Raw genomic sequence first — 23386 nt, 5'->3', positions numbered from 1 at the left:
GTTTACTTCGCCAGTAAAGGTCATTCATGATACTCTGACCCGTTTCGTTGTCAAGCGTTCTTTTTCGTGGCAACCATCAAGTGATGACGCTCAAAAAAAGCCGCTGACCCCCTGACCCGTTGAGTCAGTGGAGGCGCATTATAAGCCAACGTAAGAACATAACAAGCCTCGGAAATCACCTATACAACCCCTTTTCAATGATCCAGATATCGCCATACAGCCCAGCCAATGCCTGGTACTGGCCTGAAAACCCCCTATCAAAATATCAGCCATGATACAGTAATTGACTAAGATCCAGTAACGGCTGTAACGCACTGACCACATCCGATAGTCCCTGCAGATCATCATCAGTAAATCGCTCCGGTACAGGACTATCAATATCCAATACAGCCACCAGCTCATCATTCTTGAACAAAGGCAGTACTATTTCACTACGACTGTCAGCATCACAGGCAATATGCCCCGGGAAAGCCTCAACATTGTTCACCATAAGCGACTTTTTCATGGAGGCAACATTGCCACACACACCTTTGCCAAAGGGTATTCGAACACAGGCTGGCTTTCCCTGAAAAGGCCCCAATACCAGCTCTTCTCCCCTGACAATGTAGAAGCCTACCCAGTTCACCTCAGTCAACGTGATGTAAAGCAAACTGGCTACATTGGCTAAATTAGCCAAAGTGTCTGATTCCCCCCTGCATAAAGCGTCCACCTGGGTAACAAGTAACGAGTAGGATGTATTTTGCTCAGCAGGTATATCAAACATGCAAGGTTCCTTTTATGACGGTTTAAGTAGAACGTATTGGCAACATAACGAAATCCAGAGCCCTCGCCAAGCATAACTTTTGTCAGTATGACTAAGCAGGCTGTTCATTTTTACTCAGTTTCATTTATTTATTACAAATCAGGCAGGCATCACAACCTGCGTCTATGCTTTCATCTGCCAGTTGCCTGCATCGCACACGGTGCCAGGAGCCTGACCGAGAATAGCGCCCTTAGCGAGGATTGCGAGAAATTCAGGATAAAATTTCTGTTTCTGAGGAGAATAGCGGGGCTATTTGATGAAGAAGCAGGAATTTTTAGACCCATTTATCACAACCGCAGTAGGGCAGTCTATTCTCGGACAGCCTCCTAGGGCATGGCACGAACTTCAATCCAGACGCCTTGTCAGAGTTACCAGAACAATAGAATCCATAAAAGAGGTGGTTATGTTTAATATTGGTAAATTATTAGTCGGCATGACAATCAAAGGCTGGCTGGTTATTGCGTTGGGTTTTGTTAGCTGGGTTGCCCTTACCTATTTAATGGGACTTTATTCGGAAAAAAAATGGGGTGACAGGGAGTCGGGGGCACTCATCGGCTTTTTTGTACCAGGGTTATTGTTTACGCTTGTGCTTTATTTCATCTGAGGACCCGACACGGCTGCAAGTGACCAAAAGCCACTGTAAAGCAACCGCTGGTCAAGCAGGTATTCAGAAGCAGTCTTAAAAGTCATGCGCCTACTGCGGCTAAGATAAATGGGTCTAAAAAGTCGCTTTTGTTCGTCAAATAGTCCCGCTATTCTCCTCACAAAAGCGACTTTCTATCCGCCATTTTTCGCGGTCCTCGCTACGGGCAGACTTTTAAGACTGCTTCTCAGGCAAAGACAACGCTCAAGCCTGCTGCCCTTTACCAGCAAAGAGCGACGGTATTGTCCGGCCCATATCATCCAGGACCAGGTACAATGCGGGGATTAAAAACAATGTAATCACGGTACCAAATAAAATCCCAAAGCCCAATGATACCGCCATGGGAATCACTATTTGCGCCTGAAGACTGGTTTCTAAAGTAATAGGCACTAAACCTAGAAAGGTGGTCAATGAGGTAAGAATAATGGCCCGGAAACGCTCCTTCCCACCGGAAAGCACCGCTTCGTGCAACGACTGCCCGGCGTCGCGCCCCTCGTTGATAAAGTTCACCAGAATCAAGCTATCGTTAACCAGCACCCCTGCCAGGGCAATCAACCCGTAAACAGAGAGCAGGCTGAACGAAATATCAAACAAAATATGACCAAAGACAGCCCCCACCAGACCAAAAGGAATAATCACCATAACCATAACCGGCTGCAAATACGATTTAAGGGGGATAGCAATTAATGCGTAAATAAGAAAAAGCGCCATCAACCCTGCGGCACTGAGCTGCTGGACGAGTTTTTTCTGCTCCAAAGTTGCCCCTTCCAAACCACTGGATACCCCAGGGTATTGTTCAAACAGCTGCGGCAGGTAATTCCTCTCAATATCATCAATAATGGCATCGGGTTCTACACGACGGGTATCCACCTCTGCCATCACGGCAACAGAGCGTACACCATTGGTTCTGCGAATAAAACTTGATCCTTCTCCCAGGGTTATCTCCGCCACTTCATAAAACGGGACTTCACTACCATCACTGGTTCGTATTCGCACTTGCTCCAGATCGGTCAGGTCATTACGCTCATCAAGGGGATAACGAAGCATCACCTTTACTTCTTCGTTTCCTCGCTGAAAGCGTTGAACCTCTTCGCCATACAGTCCCTGTCTAACCTGATTACCCAGCGTCGCCAGTGTTAATCCCAGGGCTTCTCCTTCCGGGCGAATCCCCAGTGTCACCTCATCAACAGGTGCCTCAGAGGTATTTTCTACGTCAAATACCCCGTCATAACTGTTAACCTTGGCGGTTAGCGCTGCAGCAGCCTGTCGCAACCGCTCGTAGTCGTTACCACTTAGCCGGAAGTATAACGGCTTGGAGCCACCAGTATCAGTACTGGCTGAAAAATTTAGCTGCCTGACGCCAGGAATATCGCCGACATAGCGCCGCCACTGATTGACAACAGAAAAGGCATCCATGGACCGCTCCTCTGACTTGGTCAGCTCAGCAACCAGCTTGCCCGCCGTATTACTACTGGAATGCAGAAAGAGAACATCCAGCAAACTTTCACCAGGGTTTGCTTTTTGGTAATCCTCATCAAGCCTCACAAGAGCCTGCTCCACCCTTGTCAGAGCGGCATTTCTGGCGGCCAGTGATGAGCCACTGTTCATGGACAGCTCTACTTCAATAAAGTCACTGGGCAGTTTGGGAAAAAAGACAAACCGTACCAGCGGACTTGATGCCAATCCCAGCGTGATAAGCAAGATACCCACAAATACACTGATAGTGATATACCGGTTATTGACTGCCTTTTGCAGTAAAGGCTGATACCTGTGGACAATGAACGTTTGCAGTTTTTCATCAAACCGGTCTTGTAAGCGATGGATTGCCTGAGACAAGGGGTTCATCGTTTTTGCTACTGGTTTCATATGGGCCAGATGCGCCGGCAAAATCAGCTTTGATTCTACCAGCGAGAAGATCAAGCATAAAATAACCACAACACCTATGGATTCAAAAAAAGGTGCCCCTTGACCTTCCACAAACAATACCGGTAAAAAAGCCGCCATTGTCGTTAACACCCCAAAAGTGGCAGGCACGACCACACGCTTCACACCACTGATAACATTTTCAAGGGAATGACCATGGCGCATTGTTTGTGTATGGACGCTCTCACCAATAACAATGGCATCATCCACTACAACCCCCAGAACCAGAATAAAAGCAAATAAGCTGATCACATTAACAGAGACAGGAACAGGACCATGGGGCATCAGCCACAGGGCACCAAGAAAGCACACGGGAATACCCACCACAACCCAAAACGCCACTTTCAGACGCAAAAACAAGCTGAGGATCATAAAGACCAACAAGGCGCCGTAGAGCATATTTTCCAGCATCATGTCCATTCGGCCTTCCAGATAAAAGGAAACATCCCCCCAGGTGAGTGCCTTCACACTACCAGGAAGGTCATCACGCGCCTTCTCCAGATAAGCCTTAATGGCTTTAACCGTCTCAATATCGCTCTGATTGCCGCCAGATTGCACTTGAATAGACACAGCCGGCTCGCCATTTAAACGAACAATCGCTTCATCTTCCTCAAAACCATCGTGAACGGTGGCAATATCACCTAACCGTAATCGGCTACCATCACTGTTTGTCCGCACCACAAGCCTGGAAAAATCAACCCCTTTATCGGCCTGCCCCCGGGTTTTCACACTAATATCACCGCTGCTGGTCCGTATCGCGCCACCGGCAAGATCCACAGAGGACAAACGCAACCGCTCTGCCAGCTCATCAAAGGTCAAACCATAGCGCCTGAGGCTGCTTTCGGACACCTCAATAGCAACTTCAAGGTTACGCTCGCCCATAATGGTTGCCTTGGTCACTTCAGGCAAAGCCATCAGTTCCTGATGCATCTGCCGCGCAAGCCGCTGAAGTGATAACGCGTCAATACCGCCAGATACTGTGACAAAAATCACTGGCTTTTCAGGTTCTATTTTTCCAATAACAGGACGCTCTGCCTTTTCCGGCAGGCTGGTCATACTTTCAACGGCTGATTTCACATCGTTATACAATGTATCAACATCAAAGCCTGTTTCTGTATCCACCAGAACCACAGCCCTCCCTTCATAGGCCATGGAGACAACTTTTTTAATACCTGATATATCCCTGACAGCTTCTTCCAGCTTGATAATAATACTTTGCTCAATATCAGTGGGACCGGCACCGGGGTAATTCACTTCCACCTTGACGGTATTCACGTCAAAATCAGGAAACGTTTGTTTTTTAATCATCCAGGCAGAGATTAGCCCTGCCGCGATAATCAATAACATCATCAAGTTCGCAGCAACATTATTGGCAGCAAACCACGCTATTATTCCATTACTTTTATCGCGAGTTGTATTCATTACAGTTTTAGCAAATTATTATCGTGGGTATGGTCAGCATCCGCAGTTGTGGCACTCAGGATTCGCGCCTTCATACCATCCACCGGGTTATTTATTGCTGTAATACATAGCCGGTCGCCATCCATTAAATCGCCCGTTACAAACACAGCGTCTTCCGATGCATAAACAATATCGACGTTTCGGAACCATAAATTCCCATTTTGTCCATCATTACCCTGATACACAAGTACCTTTCCACTGCCATACAGTGCAGAGCGAGGTATACGGTAAAGATTATCCAGAGTTTTTCCCTGAAGTTTCGCATACACGAAGCTACCTGCCTTTAGTACCGGCTGCCCTTTTGCCGCCAGGCCATAAGGATCTCTGATTTCAGCCACCAGGTAATGCATACGACTATGTTCATCAACAACCCCTTCAGCCCTTGCAATGAGGCCCTGACGTTGCAAGGTCACACGTCCTTGCCGTTGTTCCAACTGAACAACGGTCGTTGTGCTTTTTGTCTGCCCAAAGCCAGGGATGTCTATAAATTCAAGATCGGAGGGTTTCAGTGGTAACCGTACCTCAGCAACATCCGTTGAAAAAACTGTGCCCAGAGCAGCCCCTGAGGCAACAAACTGCCCCTTATTCAGTGAGCGTTCGATCACCATTCCCGCATAGGGAGCTTTAACAGTGGTTTTTTCAAGATCTCGCTGAGCCTTTACTACCTGGGCTTTAGCTGCCTTTACATTAGCCCGCGCTTCTGCGACAAAGGGTTTTCTCAATAACAAGTCCGGCGCATTGACCAGCTTTTTACCCGAACGCTGCCAATTCTTTTTTTCAGCCTCTGATTTTGCAATCTCTTCTGCTAAGCGCGCCTTGCTGGAAGCCAGAGCCGCTTCAGCCTGTATAAGTGCTACCTTGTAATCACTGGGATCAATGCTTGCCAGAATATCACCTTCGCTAAACACAGCACCACTGGCAAACAAGGGTGAAACGTCTGTCACAACACCACTGACTTCTGCCACCAACTGCGTCTCAGAAGCGGGCCTGACAACACCTTGGCTGCGAACAGTCAACGTCACAGATTCAGTAAACAATCTCTGACTTTCTACCAATGGTATAGCTTCCCTTTCAGGCTCTTTCTCTGGAGCGCCTTTGAGCTGGATTAAACCGTAAAAAACGGCGACACTGGCGATCAAAATTATCAGGGAAACACGCAACTGTCGGTTAGCAAGCAGAACGTTCATCATTTTTTTCCATTAATTATTGGCAACCCGGCTGCTTTTTATTGCAAGGAAAATATAATGCGATGGTGCCTATTTTTTCATGTGCCTGATTTTTTACCAAAAATCATTCAGCTTCTGTCATAATGCCAGTGGTTCGCTCTAACGACGCTAAGGCACTAACAATCCAAGCCCCAGTCCTGCGTTGAAATGCCAATGCCTTGGAATCGCACGCTTTACTCGTCACTTTTCCTTGTTCTGAGGCCCAACTTGTCATACTCACCGCGGTAGTCAAAAAGGTCATGGGTATAAACCTGAATTCAGGATAAAAAAAGCAGCCTCAAACGGGCTGCTTTCTCGAACCGCAAGAATAGAAAACACTCATAACGGTGTAATATTCTCTGCCTGAGGCCCTTTCTGCCCCTGGGTCACCTCAAACTCCACACGCTGCCCTTCTTTCAGGGAACGAAAACCCTCACCTACAATCTGGCGAAAATGGGCAAATACATCAGGTCCACCACCATCTTGAGCAATAAATCCAAAGCCTTTTTCATCGTTAAACCATTTCACCGTGCCGGTTGTCTTGGCCATACCCTTACCCTGTTATTCAATCATCCACTCAGCCCACAATAGGCTGCGTTACCAGAAGTGGCCCCATCCATTGCCAAGAACCCGACAACCCACAACCCTTTGGACACTGCAATCCCTGCATATAGAGGTAGTCTCACTTTTAATGCACCCCCGTACAGGCAGGTACGCACACAGATAGAACACCCTCATACCACCCTGTCTTTTACACTACCCGATGCACGCGTGAGAGAAAAGCCTTGATTTCTATTTACTTGCTAACAGTCTCCAGACACAGCACAAAAATTCCCGCTCTTGATATCTCAACACAGTTTCCCCTCGAGGGTGACCAAGCCACCATCACAGATATGCTTTCTTTCCAATCACCAAAACAAGAGGCAAAAAGTGCCGTCCCCAAATAATGAGATCGGCCAGTGCTTTATCGCAGGGGATTATTGGCAAGGTCTGTGGAGCCGCTAGAAGGTTCTACAACGATTATTGCTCTTTAACTACCCGGCTGGTGCTACCCTGGCTAAGTACCTTCACACGATTACCTTTCACAAACACTTCGTTGGGATCAGCCTGTTGCACGACAGAAACTTTGGAGCCATTATCCAGCTTTACGGTGAGTTCAACGCCCTGTTTTTCTGTTAGCTTTTTCTCAGCCATATTACCCACAATACCACCGGCAACAGCACCTATAATGCTTGCGATGCTACTGCCACTGCCCCCACCAATATTCGATCCCGCGGCTATACCGCCAATAGCACCACCGGCAAGAGCACCAACGCCACCTTGCTCTCCTTCAAGCTTAACCGGGCGCACCTCTTCAATCGTACCAAATTGAACTTTTTGTATTTGCCGGGCTTCGTCTTGGGAGTAGGTTGTGCCGAACAGGTCTTTTGTACACCCTGAAACAATCATCAAGACGCTGGCTATAGCTACAGCACAAATATAAGGTTTCATTCTCATCATCATACTCTTTAGATTTTTATGGTTTTCAGTTTACACCAGATCTGGAATAACGCATCAAAACCTTCCACCCTAGGAGCCTGACCGAGAATAGCGCCCGTAGCGAGGATGGCAGAAAATTGAGGATAAAAAGTCGGAAGTTTTTAGTGAATAGTGGTTCTATTTGCTAAAAATTTCCGACTTTTTAGACCAATTTGCTGCCACCGTAGTAGGGTAGTCTATTCTCGGACAGGCTCCTAGGGTTCATGCCTCCTGTAGAACTGTCTGTCAGTCCACCCAGACCCTGGCATTACGGAACATTCGTAACCATGGGCCATCTTCTTTCCATCCCCTTGGCGACCAGCTATGCTGCACAGTTCTAAATACCCGCTCAGGATGCGGCATCATAATAGTGACACGCCCATCAGTGGAGGTCAGGCCGGTGATACCCTGGACAGAACCGTTGGGATTATAAGGGTAACGCATGGTGGGCTTACCCTGGCTATTGACATACTTCAGCGCAATCTGAGCAGACCCCGCCAGTTTTTCCAGCTGGTCATCGTCTTTGAATTCTGCCAGCCCTTCACCGTGTGCTACTGCGATGGGCACGCGCGCGCCTTCCATCCCACTCAGTAGCACAGACCGGCTTTTCTGAACTTCCACCATGGCTAACCGGGCTTCAAACTGTTCGGACTGGTTACGCACAAAGCGGGGCCAGTTTTGCGCGCCTGGAATCAACCCATGAAGGTTGGAGAGCATCTGACAGCCATTACACACCCCAAGGGTAAACGTCTCCTTACGCTCAAAAAACGCGGCAAACTCCCCCTGCAGGCGGGCATTAAACAGGATGGTTTTTGCCCAGCCCTCACCTGCTCCCAGTACATCTCCGTAGGAGAAGCCACCACAAGCTGCCAGCCCTTTAAACTCAACCAGCGAACGACGCCCCGCAATCAAATCACTCATATGGACATCAACGGGCATGAAGCCTGCCCGCTCAAAAGCCGCAGCCATTTCTACCTGTCCGTTAACACCCTGCTCTCGCAAGATGGCCACGGCAGGTCTGACATTTGTCGCAATATAAGGTGCGGCAATATCTTCAGCGACATCAAAGTGTATGACCACATTCAGGCCACCATCATTATCATCGAGCAGATTATCAAACTCCTGGCGGGCGCATTCAGCATTGTCACGCATTGCCTGAAGGCGGTAACTGGTTTCTGACCACCAGCGCTGAAACTTCACACGGCTTTCATCCAGCACAGCCTCACCGTCCACATAAAAAGCGATACGCTGACCTTTATTCAGAGAACCGATAGTATGACTACAGCTACCGAGGCCATACCGGGACAGAAGGTCTTTCGTCCATCCTTTATCTTGCCGGCGTATCTGAATGACGGCACCGAGTTCTTCATTGAACAATACGGGCAGGTAATCTTCCGGTGCCTTAACCAGTTTATCCAGCCTCACCGCAATCCCTGTCCGCCCGGCAAAGGCCATTTCCAGCAACGTGGTCAATAAGCCGCCATCAGAACGGTCGTGATAAGCCAGAAGCACCTCTTCGTCCAGCAGGGTTTGAATGACACTGAAAAATGCCCGCAGATCTTGCGCGTCATCCACATCCGGCCCATGATTACCCACCTGCTGATAAACCTGCGCCAAGGCAGAACCACCCAGCCGGTTTTGTCCACGCCCCAGGTCAATCAGGATCAGGTCGGTGTCTCCCTGATCAGTTTTCAGCTCAGGCGTTACCGTTTTACGGATATCAGACACGGGTGAGAAGGCTGAAATGATCACAGACAACGGCGACGTCACCTCTTTGTCTTTGCCGCCTTCACGCCAGCGGGTGGCCATGGACATGGAGTCTTTACCCACGGGAATGGTCATACCTAGCTGGGGGCACAGCTCCATACCCACAGCTTTTACCGTATCAAACAACTTCTCATCTTCACCGGGATGACCCGCCGCGGCCATCCAGTTAGCGGACAGTTTGATATCACTGAGTTTTTCGATGCGGGCACTGGCAATATTGGTAATGGCTTCACCAATCGCCATCCGGCCAGAAGCGGGTGCGCTGATCAGCGCCAGGGGGGTTCTCTCCCCCATAGCCATGGCTTCGCCCGTGTAGCTGTCGAAGGTTGTCGCGGTGACGGCACAATCCGCAACGGGCACCTGCCAGGGGCCTACCATTTGGTCACGGGCTACCAGGCCGGTGATGGTTCGGTCACCAATGGTGATCAAAAAGTTTTTACTGGCCACCGACGGCAACTTCAATACCCGCTCAGCCGCTTCTATCAGCGCGACACTGCCCATCGTTAACGGTAACCGCTTAACGTTATCGCGCTCAATATTGCGATGCATGCGGGGTGGTTTGCCTAACAACACCGACAGCGGCATAGCCACAGGCACATTCCCAAAGTGGCTGTCTCCCACATGCAGATGCAGCGCCTCTGTTGCCTCTCCCACCAAAGCATAAGGGCAACGCTCACGATGACAGATAGCCGCAAAGGTCTCCAGCCGCTCAGGGACAACAGCCATCACATAACGTTCTTGCGATTCATTACACCACAAGGCCAACGGCGACATCCCGGGTTCATCACTATGAACAGCACGCAACTGGAATTTACCACCACGGCCACCATCGCTGACCAGTTCAGGCAGTGCGTTAGACAAACCTCCCGCGCCCACATCGTGAATAAAGCTGACAGGATTCTCACTACCGAGCTGCCAGCACTGGTCAATCACTTCCTGAGCGCGGCGTTCCATTTCCGGGTTACCCCGCTGGACGCTGGCAAAATCAAGATGTTCCTGCCCTTCACCTGACGTAACAGACGATGCCGCACCGCCACCGAGACCAATGTTCATGGCCGGACCACCGAGAACAATCAGGTGCGCCCGAACAGGGATTTCCCCTTTTTCCACATGATCGCCACGAATATTTCCCAACCCGCCAGCGAGCATAACCGGCTTGTGGTAACCGTAGACTTCATCGCCGTTAACACCCCTGGCCCTGGTTTCAAAGGTGCGGAAATAGCCACAGAGGTTTGGACGGCCAAATTCATTGTTAAACCCGGCACTGCCAAGGGGGCCATCGAGCATAATATCCAGTGCAGAGGCAATGGGGGCCGGCTTGCCGTAAGGGATCTCCCAGGGCTGGTTAAACCCGGGGATATTCAGGTTAGACACGGTAAATCCCGTTAAGCCTGCTTTCGGCTTGGCTCCCTTGCCGGTCGCCCCTTCATCGCGTATTTCGCCACCTGCACCGGTAGCGGCACCCGGCCAGGGAGAGATTGCCGTTGGGTGGTTATGGGTCTCAACCTTCATCAGTATATGAATGGCTTCTTCATTAAACTGATAGGTTTTGCTCTCAGGAGATGGGTAGAAACGGCGACTATGAAACCCCCGGATCACGGAAGCATTATCTTTATAAGCACTAAGCACACCATCGCTGTGCATGTCATGGGTATTGCGAATCATCTCGAACAGGGACAGATCCTGTTCTTCACCATCAATGGACCAGGATGCATTAAAGATCTTATGCCGGCAGTGCTCAGAGTTAGCCTGGGCAAACATCATCAATTCAACATCGGTAGGATTGCGCTTGAGCGCCCGATAGCTCTCCACCAAATAACTGATCTCATCATCAGCAAGGGCCAGCCCAAGGCGTGTATTGGCTTCTTTCAACGCCTCATCGCCTTGGCTCAACACGGCCACGGTCGTTAATGGCTCAGGCTCAGCTTCAGCGAACAGGGCTTTGGCCTCATCAAACGATGACAGCACAACCTCCGTCATCCGGTCATGGAGCACCGCTGATACCTGGGCAGTCTCTTCATCCGTGAGTGGTTCACCACTGGTCACATAGCAGGCAATACCACGCTCAATCCGTTTAACGGCTTCAAGGCCGCAATTATGGGCAATATTGGTTGCCTTTGAAGACCAGGGGGAAATCGTACCAAAGCGAGGTACCGTAAAAAACAGCTGACCGGAGGTAGCCTCCTGCTGATGGCCTGGTCCGTAGGTCAACAAACGCTTAAGCACCTCAGTCTGCCTGGCATCCAGACTCCTATGAAGTGCCACAAGGTGTTGAAACTCAGCATAAATTCCGGTGACAGTAGGCACCATACCCTGCAAAGACGCAAGGCGCTTTTCACTACGAAACCCGGAAAACGCCGGGGTACCACGCAATATCAGCATACTCAGGCCTGTCCTCAAACTCGACTCAGGTGGAGTGTAAGCACAGTATCATAATCGAAGTGAGGGGAAGGAAACCAGTGACACCCCTGATGAAAGTGGGCCAAGAAACGGGCCAAGACGGGCCAAGGACACCCAAAGACTTTCCAAAACAGCTCACCTTTATTTCGTTTATTTTCAGCAATGGCGTTCACCCCGGAGCGACTCGAACAGGCTTTAAAAACAATCAGCCAGGAGCCTGTCCGAGAACAGCGCCCGTAGCGAGGATTGCGAGAAATTGAGGATAAAAATTTCTGTTTCTGAGGAGAATAGCGGGGCTATTTGATGAAGAAGCAGTAATTTTCAGACCAATTTATCGCAGTCCTCGCTATGGGCAGACTTTTAAGACTGCTTCTAAGAGGACAGCTTATGCCCTTTCTCAAAAGCTGTTCATGATCTTGTGTGAAAAGCAACACCGATAAAAAAACCTGCCTGTTTTTGGATTTTTCAAGAAACCGAAGGAACTCTGTAACGAAGAAAAGTCCAAAACAAGCGGCTTTTGTCACCGCTTGCAGTCCATAAAAGAGCGCAAACAACTTCTCGGGATTTATCAGAAAAGAATACACCTATCGAACAACTTTTGATAAACAGGCTTTTTCAAATCCCATACCACTACGACACCATCATAAGAGAAAAAAACCAGCCGATTATTGGGCAATGCCAAGAGTGATCCACCCGTGTCACAATTGTGTTCCATTGTTCCCACCCATCGCTCTCCATAAGGGTTGTTCAAATCCCATAGTTTAATGACTCCATGAATAGAGCATGAAGCCAAGCGCCCATCTGACAGTTGAACAACTGATTCCACACGGCCGGTTTGTTCATCCAGGAGGGTCTCATATTGCGTTAAATCAGGCTTATGCAGATTCCAGACCTTTATCCCGTCCCCAGCGCAAGAGACCAGCCGTCCGTCATCCAATCCTATCAACGTTTCCAATGATTCATCTGCACTCACTATTAGCGTGGCCACAGGTGTCTCTTGATCCAGCTTGTTCAGATCCCATACATTTGCGGCTCTTTTACTAAAGCACGTAACGACCCGCCCATGGGTCGGTGACACGAGATACGATCTCAACTTGTCCTCAATGTTATCTGTCAACGTTGCGAGGCACGGCTGTTCATCAAGGTCATTTACATTCCACACCTTAAGGACCCCGTCTGTTGAGAGTGAAACCAGCCGGTCATCAGGCAGTTGCCTGACGGCTGCAATACAGGCCTCATGCTCGAGCGTGGCAACGCACTGCTGATGATCAGGCCTACTGAGATCCCACACCTTGATTATTCCGTCTGCTGAAGCCGAAAGCAGTCGGCCATCATGCAGTTGCATGACTGCTACAACCAACTCGTCATGCGCCTTCAACGTCGCGATGCATTGCTCCTTGTGGGGCGTGCTCAGGTCCCATACCTTTACGGTTCCATCTGAAAGGCCCGAAGCCAGCCGCTGCCCGGTCAGTGGCGCTAGTGACAAAATAGGTTTTTCCTGGATAGGTTTTTCCTGGACACCCTGACCTAGCGTTATCATATACGGCTTACCATCCGGTCCACTGGGATTCAATACCTTTATGCGCTTTCCATAAAATAAAGCCACCCGTTCATCAGACAATAGTACTATATCTCCGAAGTATTCCAATTTGTTAGAATCGTTATTCAACAACGTTGCCACAGGCTGATAACTTTCGATACCAAAAGCATAATGAAACAAGGGCATTCCCACGTAAGAAAAACAAAAGAAACAGATAAAACGTAATGTTTTTAAATAGCGCAACATGTCAACCTCTCACCGTTTTTTTCACCGTTTTTTTCACCGTTTTTGGTTTATTGACTGGTTTTGGTTACTCATACGCTTTATAAATAGACGAATGATTTCATTCCATAACAACCAGTTCAAATAGACTTATTAAATACTCATCATTATGGTCACGCTTTACGACTAGTATTTAAGGAAAAAAAGTATAGTCAATATAAACGTGCTCACTGGACACATTGAAAAAAATTACAGTTTTTTTATAAGTCATCTCGAGTTAAGAGTGAGCAGGTTTTCAGGATGATTGTGCCGCAAACCAACAACCAACATTGAACCTGAACTCAGCAATTGATTTCTTTTAACTTGCCAAGAGCCGTATTCATCATGGAAAAAACGGCGTTCAACGACTGAATTCAGATTAGAAAATCAGCTGGGACAAGCGGCTTTTATCAACGTTTGCGGTCCATAAAAGAGCGCAAACAACTTCTCAGGATTTATCAAAAAAGAATACATCTACCGAACAAATTTCGATGAACAAGCTTGTTCAAATCCCATACCTCGACGACACCTTCATGGGAGAGGAAAACCAGCCGATTATTGGGCAGTGCTACGAGTGATCCACTCGTGGTACCATCGTGATCCAATGTTCCCATCCACTGCTTTTCATAAGATTTTTTCAGATTCCATAGTTTAATGGTTCCATCCTCAGAGCATGAGGCCAACCACCCATTGGGCATTTGAACAACTGAACGCACAAGGCCGGTATGTTCATTCAAGGTGGTCACACATTGCTTTCCATCAGGCTTATTCAGATCCCACACTTTTACTCCGTTTGCAGCGCAAGAGACCAGCCGTCCATCAGCCAATTCTGTCAAGGTTTTCAATGATTCATTTTCACTCACTATTAGCGTGGCCATAGGCTTCTCTGGGTAAGGCTCACTCAGATCCCATATATTGACAACTTTCACACTAAAGCAAGTGACCACTCGCCCACGGGTCAGAGGCAGGAGAAGCGATTTCAACTCACTCACGGCATCAGTTGTCAATGTTGCCAGGCACCGCTCTCCCCGAGGGTTATTCAGATTCCACACCTTGAGTACGCCGTCTGTTGAGATCGAAGCCAGCCGACCATCAGGCAGTTGCCTGACTGCTGCGACCCACTCGTCGTGCCGCAACGTCGCAACGCATTTTTCTCCAACAGGCCGACTCAGATCCCACACCTTTAGCGTTTTGTCTACTGAGGCCGAAGCCAGCCGACCATCAGACAATGGTATGACTGCTACAACCCAGTCACTATGTCCCTTCAACGTTGCAACGCATTGCTCCTGGCCGGGCTTACTCAGATCCAATACCGTTATGGTTCCATCCGCAAAGCCAGAAACCAGCTGCTGATTGTTCAGTGGCATAAGTGTTTTAATCTGATTTGCTTCGGTGCCCTGACTCAGCGTTATCACCGATGGCTGACAATCCGCTTCACTGAAATCCAACACCTTTATGTGCTTGTGCGCAAAGACTAAAGCCACCCGTTTATCGGACAGTACGACCATATTATTGACGTTTTCCTTTTCTTCAAGCCCACTGTTTAGATCCAGGGTTGCCACAGACGGATAAAAATAGTGACCAAAGGCACAGTGAAACAAGGACATTCCCACATAAAAAAAAGAAAAAAGACAGATAAAACCTACTTTGTTCATATAACGCAACATGCCAACCTCTTACTACTTTTGCTGTATTGACTGGCGTTGGTTATCCATGCTCTTTATAAAAAAGCTTATTATTTTATTCCACACCAACCAGCCCGGGTAGATTTATTAAATAATAATCATGATGGTCCCTCTTATGATTATTATTCAAAGACGCAAAGTATAGTTTATACAAACGAGTTAATTGGATTCATTGAAAAAAATCATAGCTTTTTATTGGTGATTTCGAGTTAATAATGACCAGGCCGTCAGGGTGGTTGTGTTGCCAATGAATAATAAAATAGTGAACCTGATCAGCAGTTAACCGCTGTTAACTTGCCAGGTATCTTATCCTTCATGGGAAAAACGGCATTCAACCATTGAGGCAGATTAAAAAAACAGGTGGATGAAGGGCACGCTGAACGACTATAACTGAGCCACTACAACGAAACAAAGGCGACAAGGGAAAACACGTTTCATTATCGTCGATGCCAAAGTATTAACAACAGGGCTTATACTCAAACGAACGCCGCCAATAAAGTAGCCGCTTGAAATACGACGGATATAGTATATGCCCTTGCTCAGGATTTATCAGAAAAGAATACACCTGCCAGGCGGATTCGGATAAACAGACTCATTCAGATCCAGATCAACGGACTCATTCAGATCCAGATCAACGGGCTGATTCAGATCCCATACCTTTACGATACCCTCTCTGGAGATGAAAAACAGCCGATTATAGGACAGTGCTGCCAGTAGCCCAATACTGCTATTATGTTGCAATATGCCAATGCGCTGCTGTCCATCAGGCTTGTCGAGATTCCATAATTTAATGGTTTTATCATTCGTGGATGAAGCCAGCCAACCATTGGGCATTTGAATAACTGAACTCCCAAAGCCAGCACGTTCACTCTCGAGGATCACACATTGACTTTCCTCAGGCTTATTCAGATCCCACACCTTTACTCCCTCAAAAGCGCAAGAAACCAGCCGATCATCAGCCAACCGTATCAATTTTCTTAATAATTTACTTTTACTCACTATTAGCTTGACCACAGGCTCGCCTGGTTGTAGCGTGTTCAGATCCCATACATTTGCGACATTGCCATATTGGCAAGAAACTATTCGCCCATTCGTCAGTGGCACGAGAAATAAACCCAACAAATTACTCTTCTTTTCATTATTAAACGTCACAACGCATCGCGCTTGGCCAGGCTCACTCAGATTCCACACATTGTGTGATCCATCTGTTGAGGCCGAAACCAGTCGGCCATCAGACAGTTGCGCAAATGCTCCAACCCCTTCAACATGATTGTTGAGCGTCGCAACGCACTGCGCTCCACGAGGTCTACTCAGATCCCACACCTTGAGCGTTCCGTCTTCTGAGATCGACGCCAATCGGCCATCGAATAATTGTTCAACGGCTCTGACCCACCCGGTGTGCCCCTCCAGCTTTGCAACGCATTGCTCTTCGCCGGACTTATTCAGATCCCATACTGTTATGGTTCCGTCTGAATACCCTGAAGCCAGCCGCTGCTCTTTCAGTGGCGTGAGTGATGAAATAACAATATCTTCGGGAAACTGATCCAGCGTTGTCACCGATGGCTCACAATCCAGTCTACTCAGATCCAACACCTTTACGGTACGATAGCCATAAACTAAAGCCACCCGTTCATCAGACAGCGAAACCATACTACCGACGTATTTTTCGTCACCAGAATCATCATCGAGATCCAACGTTGCCAGGCATTGATAACTCTGGTTACCAAAGGCGCAGTGAAACAGGGACATTCCCGCATAAAAAAAAGAAAAAAGACAGATAAAACTTAATTTGTCCATATAACGCAACATGCCAACCTCTGACTGCTTTTGCTGTATTGACTGGCGTTGGTTATCCATGCTCTTTATAAACAAGCTCATTATTTTATTCCACACCAATCAGCTCGGGTAGATTTATTGAATAATAATCATGATGATGATGGTCACGTCCTATGATTATTATTCAAAGACAAACAGTATAGTGAATATAAACGTGTTGGTTGAGTACATTGAAAAATCACTGCTTTTTTATCGGTAATCTCACCTTTAGAGAAACCAGGCGTTAACCGTGGTTGTATTGTCAATGGACAAACAATTGTGAACCTGAACTCAGAAGCAGTCCTCGCTACGGGCAGACTTTTAACACTGCTTCTGAGGATTTATCAGAAAAGAGTACACCCGCGGAGCGGATTTGAAGAAACAGGCTTATTCAGATCCCATACCTTTACGACACCTTTATCAGAGAAAAAAACCAGCTTATTATCAGACAGTGCCATGAGTGATCCGCTACTTTTCTTATGTTTCCATGTTCCTATGCATTGTTTTCCGGGGGAGTTGGCTAGATTCCATAGGTTAATGGTTCCATCAATAGAGCATGAAGCCAGCCACCCATTGGGCATTTGAATGATATCCCTGACAACGTCGGTCTGTTGATTCAAGTCGGCTACACATTGATCTCCATCAGGTTTATTCAAATCCCACACCTTTATTCCGTTATTATCGCAAGAAGCCAGCCGATGATCAGCCAATTTTATCACGGCTGTCAATAATCCCGCTTCGCTTAACATTAGCGTTGCCAAAGGCACCTTTTTTCGTCGGCGCTTACTCAGATCCCATACATTCGCGACCCTGTTACCACGGCAAAAAAGTATTCGGCTACCGGCCAGTGGCAGGAGAAATGATTGCATATCACCCTCCTCATCATTCTCCACATTCACCACCTTATCAACACATTCCTTGCCATCAGGCTCTCTTAGATCCCACACCTTGAGTGTTCCGTCTGCCGAGGACGACACCAGCCGACCATTGGAAAGTTCCGCAACTGATTCAGCCCTTGGTTCCGAGAGCGTGGCAACGCACCTATCTCCATCACGATTTTTGAGATTCCACACCTTGAGCGTTCCATCTTCAGAGGCTGAAAACAACTGATCATTAGACAGTTCCTTGACGGCTCTGACCCATCGGGTATGTCCATTAAGCGTTGCAACGTACTGCTGCCCGTAGGGTCTACTCAGATCCCATACCTTCATGGTTCCGTCTGAAAGGCCAGAAACAAGCCGCTGTCCTTTCAGTGGCGTGAGTGATGAAATAATACTATCTTTGTCAAACTGATACAGCGTTACCACGCATGCCTCATAACCCGTTGCGCTGAAATCCAACACTTTTATGGTATCAAGCCCATGGACTAAAGCTACCCGTTCATCGGACAGCAAGACCATCTTACTGATGGGTTTCTTTTTGCCATTACCCGTATTGAGATCCAGCTTTATCACACGCTCATAACATTGGTTACCAAGGGCACAGTGAAACAAGGACATTGCCACATAAAAAAAAGAGAAAAAACAAATAAAACGTAATTTATTCAGATATCGCAACATGCCAACCTCTTACCGTCATTGCTTTATTGACTGGCTCTGGTTATCCATGCTCTTTATAAATAAACGCGTTATTTTACTTTACACCCACCAGCCCAGGTAGCTTTAGCAAATAATAATCATTATGGTCACGTCCCATGATTAGTATTCAAGGACAAATAGTATAGTGAATATAAGCGGCTTGATTGGGTACATGGAAAAAAATGACAGCTTTTTTATCAGTAATCCCAAATTCAGAGTAAGCAGACTTTAATGCTGGTTGCTTTGCAAACTGACAACTAGGAGCCTGTCCGAGAATAGACTACCCTAACTGCGGTTGCGATAAATGGGTCTAAAAATTCCTGCTTCTTCGTCAAATAGCCCCACTATTATCCTCAGAAGCAGAAATTTTTATCCTCAATTTCTCGTAATCCTCGCTACGGGCGTTATTCTCGGTCAGACTCCTAGCGTTGAATAAACAATCGTCGCCGTCAGTCGCTCTATTTTGACAGCACTCTCGCTGCCACGGGGCGCTTTATCTTCAGGTTTTGTTTGATTCACTTACCCAATAGCGCTATCTGCCAGCAAGATTTATACCGTTGCGCAACCCATTGGCCTTATCAGAAGACAGCCAGATAATCTGATCACTTAACCCGGATATTTCATAAACATGCTCCTGGCCTTGCTTGCTCCTTGCGGCTCTGCGCAATTCTCAGGGCGGTTTATGAAATATCCGGGTTAAAAGCCGTCATAAAAATTATCTTCCATCACACATTAGGGCATAAACTACTTGAAACCCGACCCAATAAAAAGGATAGTAAACGCCCTGAACTGCCAAGAACGCCCATGCATCTTTTGAGAAACCCTATACACAACGCCAAACACGCCCTTTTCCTTGTAGGATGGATACTTTGTGTATGCCTGGCTCAAAATTCAGGGGTATCGGGTTTTTGCAATAACCTGGGCAACACCAGGGCCATCGTTGAGAATACTCAGGTGTCTGATGACTCTGATGACAATGAAGCCTCTACCACCACCAAATGCGAACTTTCTCAACAGCTGTTGTCCTTTAATTACCTGTCTTTTGATGACCTTGGCCTGCCATTATTTATTCTGGCGCTGGCTATCATCCTGTGGCTGACGTCAGCACCCCATTATTTTCCACCCCATACAGAACCCATTCGCTTACGGCGGCGGCTCCATCTCAGGTTGTGTGTATTCCGGGAATAGGGCTTCGCTGATGACTGATATCTACCAGCACATCACTTGCTCTATTTTTTTGCCAAAGGAATACACATGCATCGTGTTACTGTTTATTGTCAATCCCTATGGTGGGCATTGGCTCTTTTGTTATTATCTGTTTTTGCTACCGGCGCCAGTGCGAAAGGGCTAAGTACAGGCTGGTTAACAAACCCTGATCATCCCCCCGTTCAAACCCGGTTTGTTCTTACAGGAGAGAAAGACAGCAATACAAAAACACTTCAGGGGTTTCTTGAGGTTCGTTTATCGGGTAACTGGAAAACCTACTGGCGTTCGCCCGGTGAAGGTGGTATCGCTCCCAGTATGACATGGCAGGATTCTGAAAACCTGACTGATATTCAATGGTTCTGGCCACACCCCGACCGCTTTGAGTTGCTCGGTATCGAAACCCTTGGTTACAAAAACGAGGTCGTTTTTCCAATGACCTTACACGTCGAAGATATGGACAAGCCGGTGGCATTACGAGCAAAACTTAGTTTGCCCACCTGCACCACTGTTTGTGTTACTACCGACTACCCCTTTGAACTGACATTTACACCTGCCGAGCTTACGCCCTCACCCGAATTTTTGCATACCTATGCCAAGGGCATGAACCTGGTTCCCAAGCCATCTGTGGAAATCAAAGACCTCAGTGCTTCATGGGACAGTGCTACCGGCAAACTTCAGGTGAGCATGAGCAAAGCATCAGGCTGGAGCGCCCCTGATATCATTGTGGATGGCAACTCCGACACTGTCGCTGATTACACATTTACCCAACAAGCACTGGATATAAAGGATAAAACGCTGACCGCCACCTTTACTGTCAGCTCCTGGCTCGGAGAACCCGTGCTTGATGGAGAAACCCTTTCCCTCACACTGGGCGACAAGGGATTTATTGCTGAGCATAGTATCACCGTGGGCGCCACTGCCTTGCCTTCTTCAACGAGCGCGCCCATTGCCAGTATTGCAAACATTGCCAAATTCGTATTGTTTGCCCTGCTTGGTGGCTTAATACTTAATATTATGCCGTGTGTACTGCCTGTGCTGGGCATGAAGCTCAATACTGTGATTGCTGCTCAGGGGACCGAAAAGCGCCAAATCCGCAGGCAATTTATCGCCTCAGCAGCGGGTATTTTGGTGTCCTTCTGGTTGATTGCCCTGTTTCTCACCCTGTTAAAACTTTCAGGCAACGCCATTGGCTGGGGCATTCAATTTCAGAACCCTTATTTTATTGGTTTTATGGTGCTGGTTACCGGAGTGTTTGCCGCCAATATGCTGGGCCTGTTTGAAATCCAGTTGTCGTCCAATACCAGCACATGGCTAGCAAACCGGGGCGATAACTCTTATCAAGGTCACTTTGCGCAAGGTATGTTTGCCACGTTGTTAGCAACCCCCTGCTCAGCACCTTTTTTAGGAACGGCTGTTGCCTTTGCTCTGTCAACAGATGTGATTACCCTGTTTGCTATCTTTTCTGCCCTGGCTATGGGCATGGCACTGCCCTGGCTTGTGGTCGCGGCGTTCCCTTCGCTGGCTAACGCCTTACCCAAACCTGGCCCATGGATGAATAAGGTCAAACTGCTGTTTGGTATAATGATGCTGGCAACAACACTGTGGCTGCTGACCCTTCTGACCAGCCATATCCCTATGTTCTTGTTACTATCAATCTGCGCAGTAGCAGGCGGCCTCCTGCTTTGGCGTACTACCGTCGTTTATGGGAAAAAAACTGCCCTTGGCCTGGCTGCTGCCATTGTCGTCTTCGCGGCCGTTACCCTCATTACAGTACAAGGGACTGACCATCTAACGCCAAAAACAACATCAGAAGAGCTGATATGGGCGCCTCTTTCTGAGCAACGTATTACTGAAGCTGTCAGCAATGGTAAGACAGTGTTTGTTGATGTTACCGCCGACTGGTGCATCACCTGCAAAGCCAACAAAGTAGGCGTATTAATGCAGGAGCCGGTTTATAGCAGACTGCAACGCCCCGATATTATCCCCATGCAAGGTGACTGGACCGTACCCAGCGAAAGCGTTACCGCTTATTTGCAAAAATACGGGCGCTTTGGTGTGCCATTCAATATTGTCTATGGACCTGCTGCTCCTGAAGGAATTCCCCTGCCGGTGATTTTATCCGAGAAAGCAGTAATGGATGCCATTGATACGGCACAGGGCAAATAATAGCCATGATCAAAAAAAAGGCTCGCATGGAAAAAAAACGCCGAATCCGGTGGTTTCGGGAGGCTGGAAAAGTGCTGCTTATGGTGTTTGCCGTCACCATTGCGCTGGATCAATGGAATAGCCGGGATATCCCGGAGACAGAGATACCTCCGGTCATTGCCAGAACGCTATCAGCCCAATCAGTGGATTTGATAGCCATGAGCAAAGACCAGCCTGTGATTCTCTACTTCTGGGCCACCTGGTGCCAAGGGTGCAAATTTGTCACACCCACTGTTAACTGGTTGTCTGATACTTATCCTGTCGTCTCTGTGGCACTGGCTTCTGGCCCTGATACCCGACTCCAGCGCTATATGGCAACCCATGGCTATCAGTTTGACACTATTAATGATAACCAGGGCAATTATTCTCAGAGCTGGGGTATCCGTGTGACGCCTTCTATCGTCATTATTAAAGACGGAAAGATTCGCGGTATCACAACCGGTATTACCACCCCCATAGGACTACTGGCACGCCTGTGGCTTGCCTGATAACAACTCGATGAAGACCATGAAGACACTACTGTTTAAACGCCTGTTCCCTACCCTGTTGATGATAGTCAGCCTATGCTCGGCCAACCTGTGGGCTGAAGAGCCATTATCCACGGATCAACAGGCACAGCTCGATGCCATACAGAAAATGCTTAAGGAAAATCCTGAGATTCTTAGCGATTTAAAGCAAAGCCTGACGCTGTTCACTCAGCAGCAACAACGCTTTGAGAAGGTGTTAAAAGAAAATCAGGATTATCTGCAAAACAACCCTGACCATGTTCAAAGCGGTGCCAGCAACCCTGAACTGGTGATCGTTAACTTCACCGACTTCAACTGTCCCTGGTGCAAAAAACTGGATGGGGAACTGGCTAAACTGGTGGCCGCGTATCCCGAGATTAAACTCGTGAATATTTTTGTCCCCCTGAAAGAGATGTTCGGGTCAGCAACGGGTGTTAACTCCTCTGAATATGCATTGAATGTATGGGCATCCAATAAAAACCTGTACAGTTCAGTCCATAAACTGTTGATGAAAAAACCTGGCAACCATAACCAGGCGTCCCTGACCCAAATAGCCCAGGCAACCGGCACCACCGAGCAGTTGAAAGAGACTGAAAAGGCCCATCAACTGATTCAGAAAAATATCGACATACTCCAACAGCTGGGCCTGCGGGGCACACCGGCATTATTGATCAATGGTAAGATCCTGCCAGGATTTGTTCCCTTTGAACAGCTGGAAAAAATCGTTACCTCCGAACTGAAAACCTGATGTGTTGGCCAGGGAGAGATTACTCTCTTCCTAGGAGCCTGACCGAGAATAGCGCCCGTAGCGAGGATTACGAGAAATTGAGGATAAAAATTTCTGCTTCTGAGGATAATAGTGGGGCTATTTG

15 protein-coding genes are annotated in these 23386 nt (G+C 47.8%); 5 read left to right on the top strand and 10 right to left on the bottom strand.

Annotated elements, in window-relative coordinates; translation table 11 throughout:
- Positions 1 to 265 precede the first annotated feature (265 nt).
- Positions 266 to 763: a GAF domain-containing protein gene (locus tag V4C51_RS12095; protein WP_330926427.1), complete on the bottom strand. Its 498-nt coding sequence runs from the start codon at positions 761 to 763 to the stop codon at positions 266 to 268.
- Positions 764 to 1058: 295 nt separating this feature from the next.
- Here V4C51_RS12095 and V4C51_RS12090 point away from each other — a divergent pair, with 295 nt between their 5' ends.
- Entirely contained in the window at positions 1059 to 1406 is a 348-nt protein-coding gene (locus V4C51_RS12090) for a hypothetical protein (protein WP_330926426.1), read from the top strand.
- Positions 1407 to 1649: 243 nt separating this feature from the next.
- Here V4C51_RS12090 and V4C51_RS12085 read toward each other — a convergent pair whose 3' ends face one another.
- The 9 genes from V4C51_RS12085 to V4C51_RS12045 form a co-directional block, all read right to left on the bottom strand.
- Positions 1650 to 4790, bottom strand: a complete 3141-nt coding sequence (locus V4C51_RS12085) for an efflux RND transporter permease subunit (protein WP_330926425.1) — start codon at positions 4788 to 4790, stop codon at positions 1650 to 1652.
- Complete coding sequence (locus V4C51_RS12080) at positions 4790 to 6019, bottom strand: efflux RND transporter periplasmic adaptor subunit (RefSeq protein ID WP_330926424.1); 1230 nt, start codon at positions 6017 to 6019, stop codon at positions 4790 to 4792. Before V4C51_RS12080 ends, V4C51_RS12085 begins: the two co-directional genes overlap by 1 nt.
- A gap of 354 nt (positions 6020 to 6373) precedes the next feature.
- Positions 6374 to 6583 carry a transcription antiterminator/RNA stability regulator CspE gene (gene cspE, locus V4C51_RS12075; protein ID WP_330926423.1) on the bottom strand — a complete coding sequence of 70 codons (210 nt, stop codon included), beginning with the start codon at positions 6581 to 6583 and terminating at the stop codon, positions 6374 to 6376.
- Between the two features lie 471 nt (positions 6584 to 7054).
- Complete coding sequence (locus V4C51_RS12070; RefSeq protein ID WP_330926422.1) at positions 7055 to 7525, bottom strand: outer membrane lipoprotein; 471 nt, start codon at positions 7523 to 7525, stop codon at positions 7055 to 7057.
- A 273-nt stretch (positions 7526 to 7798) separates the two neighbouring features.
- Complete coding sequence (gene purL / locus V4C51_RS12065; protein ID WP_330926421.1) at positions 7799 to 11701, bottom strand: phosphoribosylformylglycinamidine synthase; 3903 nt, start codon at positions 11699 to 11701, stop codon at positions 7799 to 7801.
- A 586-nt stretch (positions 11702 to 12287) separates the two neighbouring features.
- Positions 12288 to 13505 carry a WD40 repeat domain-containing protein gene (locus V4C51_RS12060; protein ID WP_330926420.1) on the bottom strand — a complete coding sequence of 406 codons (1218 nt, stop codon included), beginning with the start codon at positions 13503 to 13505 and terminating at the stop codon, positions 12288 to 12290.
- 473 nt (positions 13506 to 13978) lie between these two features.
- A complete protein-coding gene (locus tag V4C51_RS12055; protein ID WP_330926419.1) occupies positions 13979 to 15187 on the bottom strand; it encodes a WD40 repeat domain-containing protein in 1209 nt (402 codons plus the stop codon).
- Between the two features lie 567 nt (positions 15188 to 15754).
- Complete coding sequence (locus tag V4C51_RS12050) at positions 15755 to 17083, bottom strand: WD40 repeat domain-containing protein (protein WP_330926418.1); 1329 nt, start codon at positions 17081 to 17083, stop codon at positions 15755 to 15757.
- Positions 17084 to 17364: 281 nt separating this feature from the next.
- Positions 17365 to 18579, bottom strand: a complete 1215-nt coding sequence (locus V4C51_RS12045; protein ID WP_330926417.1) for a WD40 repeat domain-containing protein — start codon at positions 18577 to 18579, stop codon at positions 17365 to 17367.
- A gap of 669 nt (positions 18580 to 19248) precedes the next feature.
- Between V4C51_RS12045 and V4C51_RS12040 the strand changes: the two genes are divergently transcribed.
- From V4C51_RS12040 to V4C51_RS12025, 4 genes are all read left to right on the top strand, one after another.
- Positions 19249 to 19785 (top strand): hypothetical protein, encoded by a 537-nt coding sequence (locus tag V4C51_RS12040; protein WP_330926416.1) that lies wholly within the window; start codon positions 19249 to 19251, stop codon positions 19783 to 19785.
- A 66-nt stretch (positions 19786 to 19851) separates the two neighbouring features.
- The gene (locus V4C51_RS12035) at positions 19852 to 21969 is read left to right on the top strand and encodes a protein-disulfide reductase DsbD family protein (RefSeq protein WP_330926415.1); all 2118 of its coding nucleotides are present in this window, start codon (positions 19852 to 19854) and stop codon (positions 21967 to 21969) included.
- Positions 21970 to 21974: 5 nt separating this feature from the next.
- Positions 21975 to 22496: a protein disulfide oxidoreductase gene (locus V4C51_RS12030; RefSeq protein WP_330926414.1), complete on the top strand. Its 522-nt coding sequence runs from the start codon at positions 21975 to 21977 to the stop codon at positions 22494 to 22496.
- Between the two features lie 19 nt (positions 22497 to 22515).
- Positions 22516 to 23262 carry a DsbA family protein gene (locus tag V4C51_RS12025; protein WP_330926413.1) on the top strand — a complete coding sequence of 249 codons (747 nt, stop codon included), beginning with the start codon at positions 22516 to 22518 and terminating at the stop codon, positions 23260 to 23262.
- Positions 23263 to 23386 lie beyond the last annotated feature (124 nt).

The organism is Candidatus Sororendozoicomonas aggregata, assembly GCF_031528575.1.
GTDB lineage: Bacteria > Pseudomonadota > Gammaproteobacteria > Pseudomonadales > Endozoicomonadaceae > Endonucleibacter > Endonucleibacter aggregata.
The sequence above is the reverse complement of the archived record's forward strand: the minus strand, read 5'-3'. Positions and strand labels throughout refer to the sequence as shown.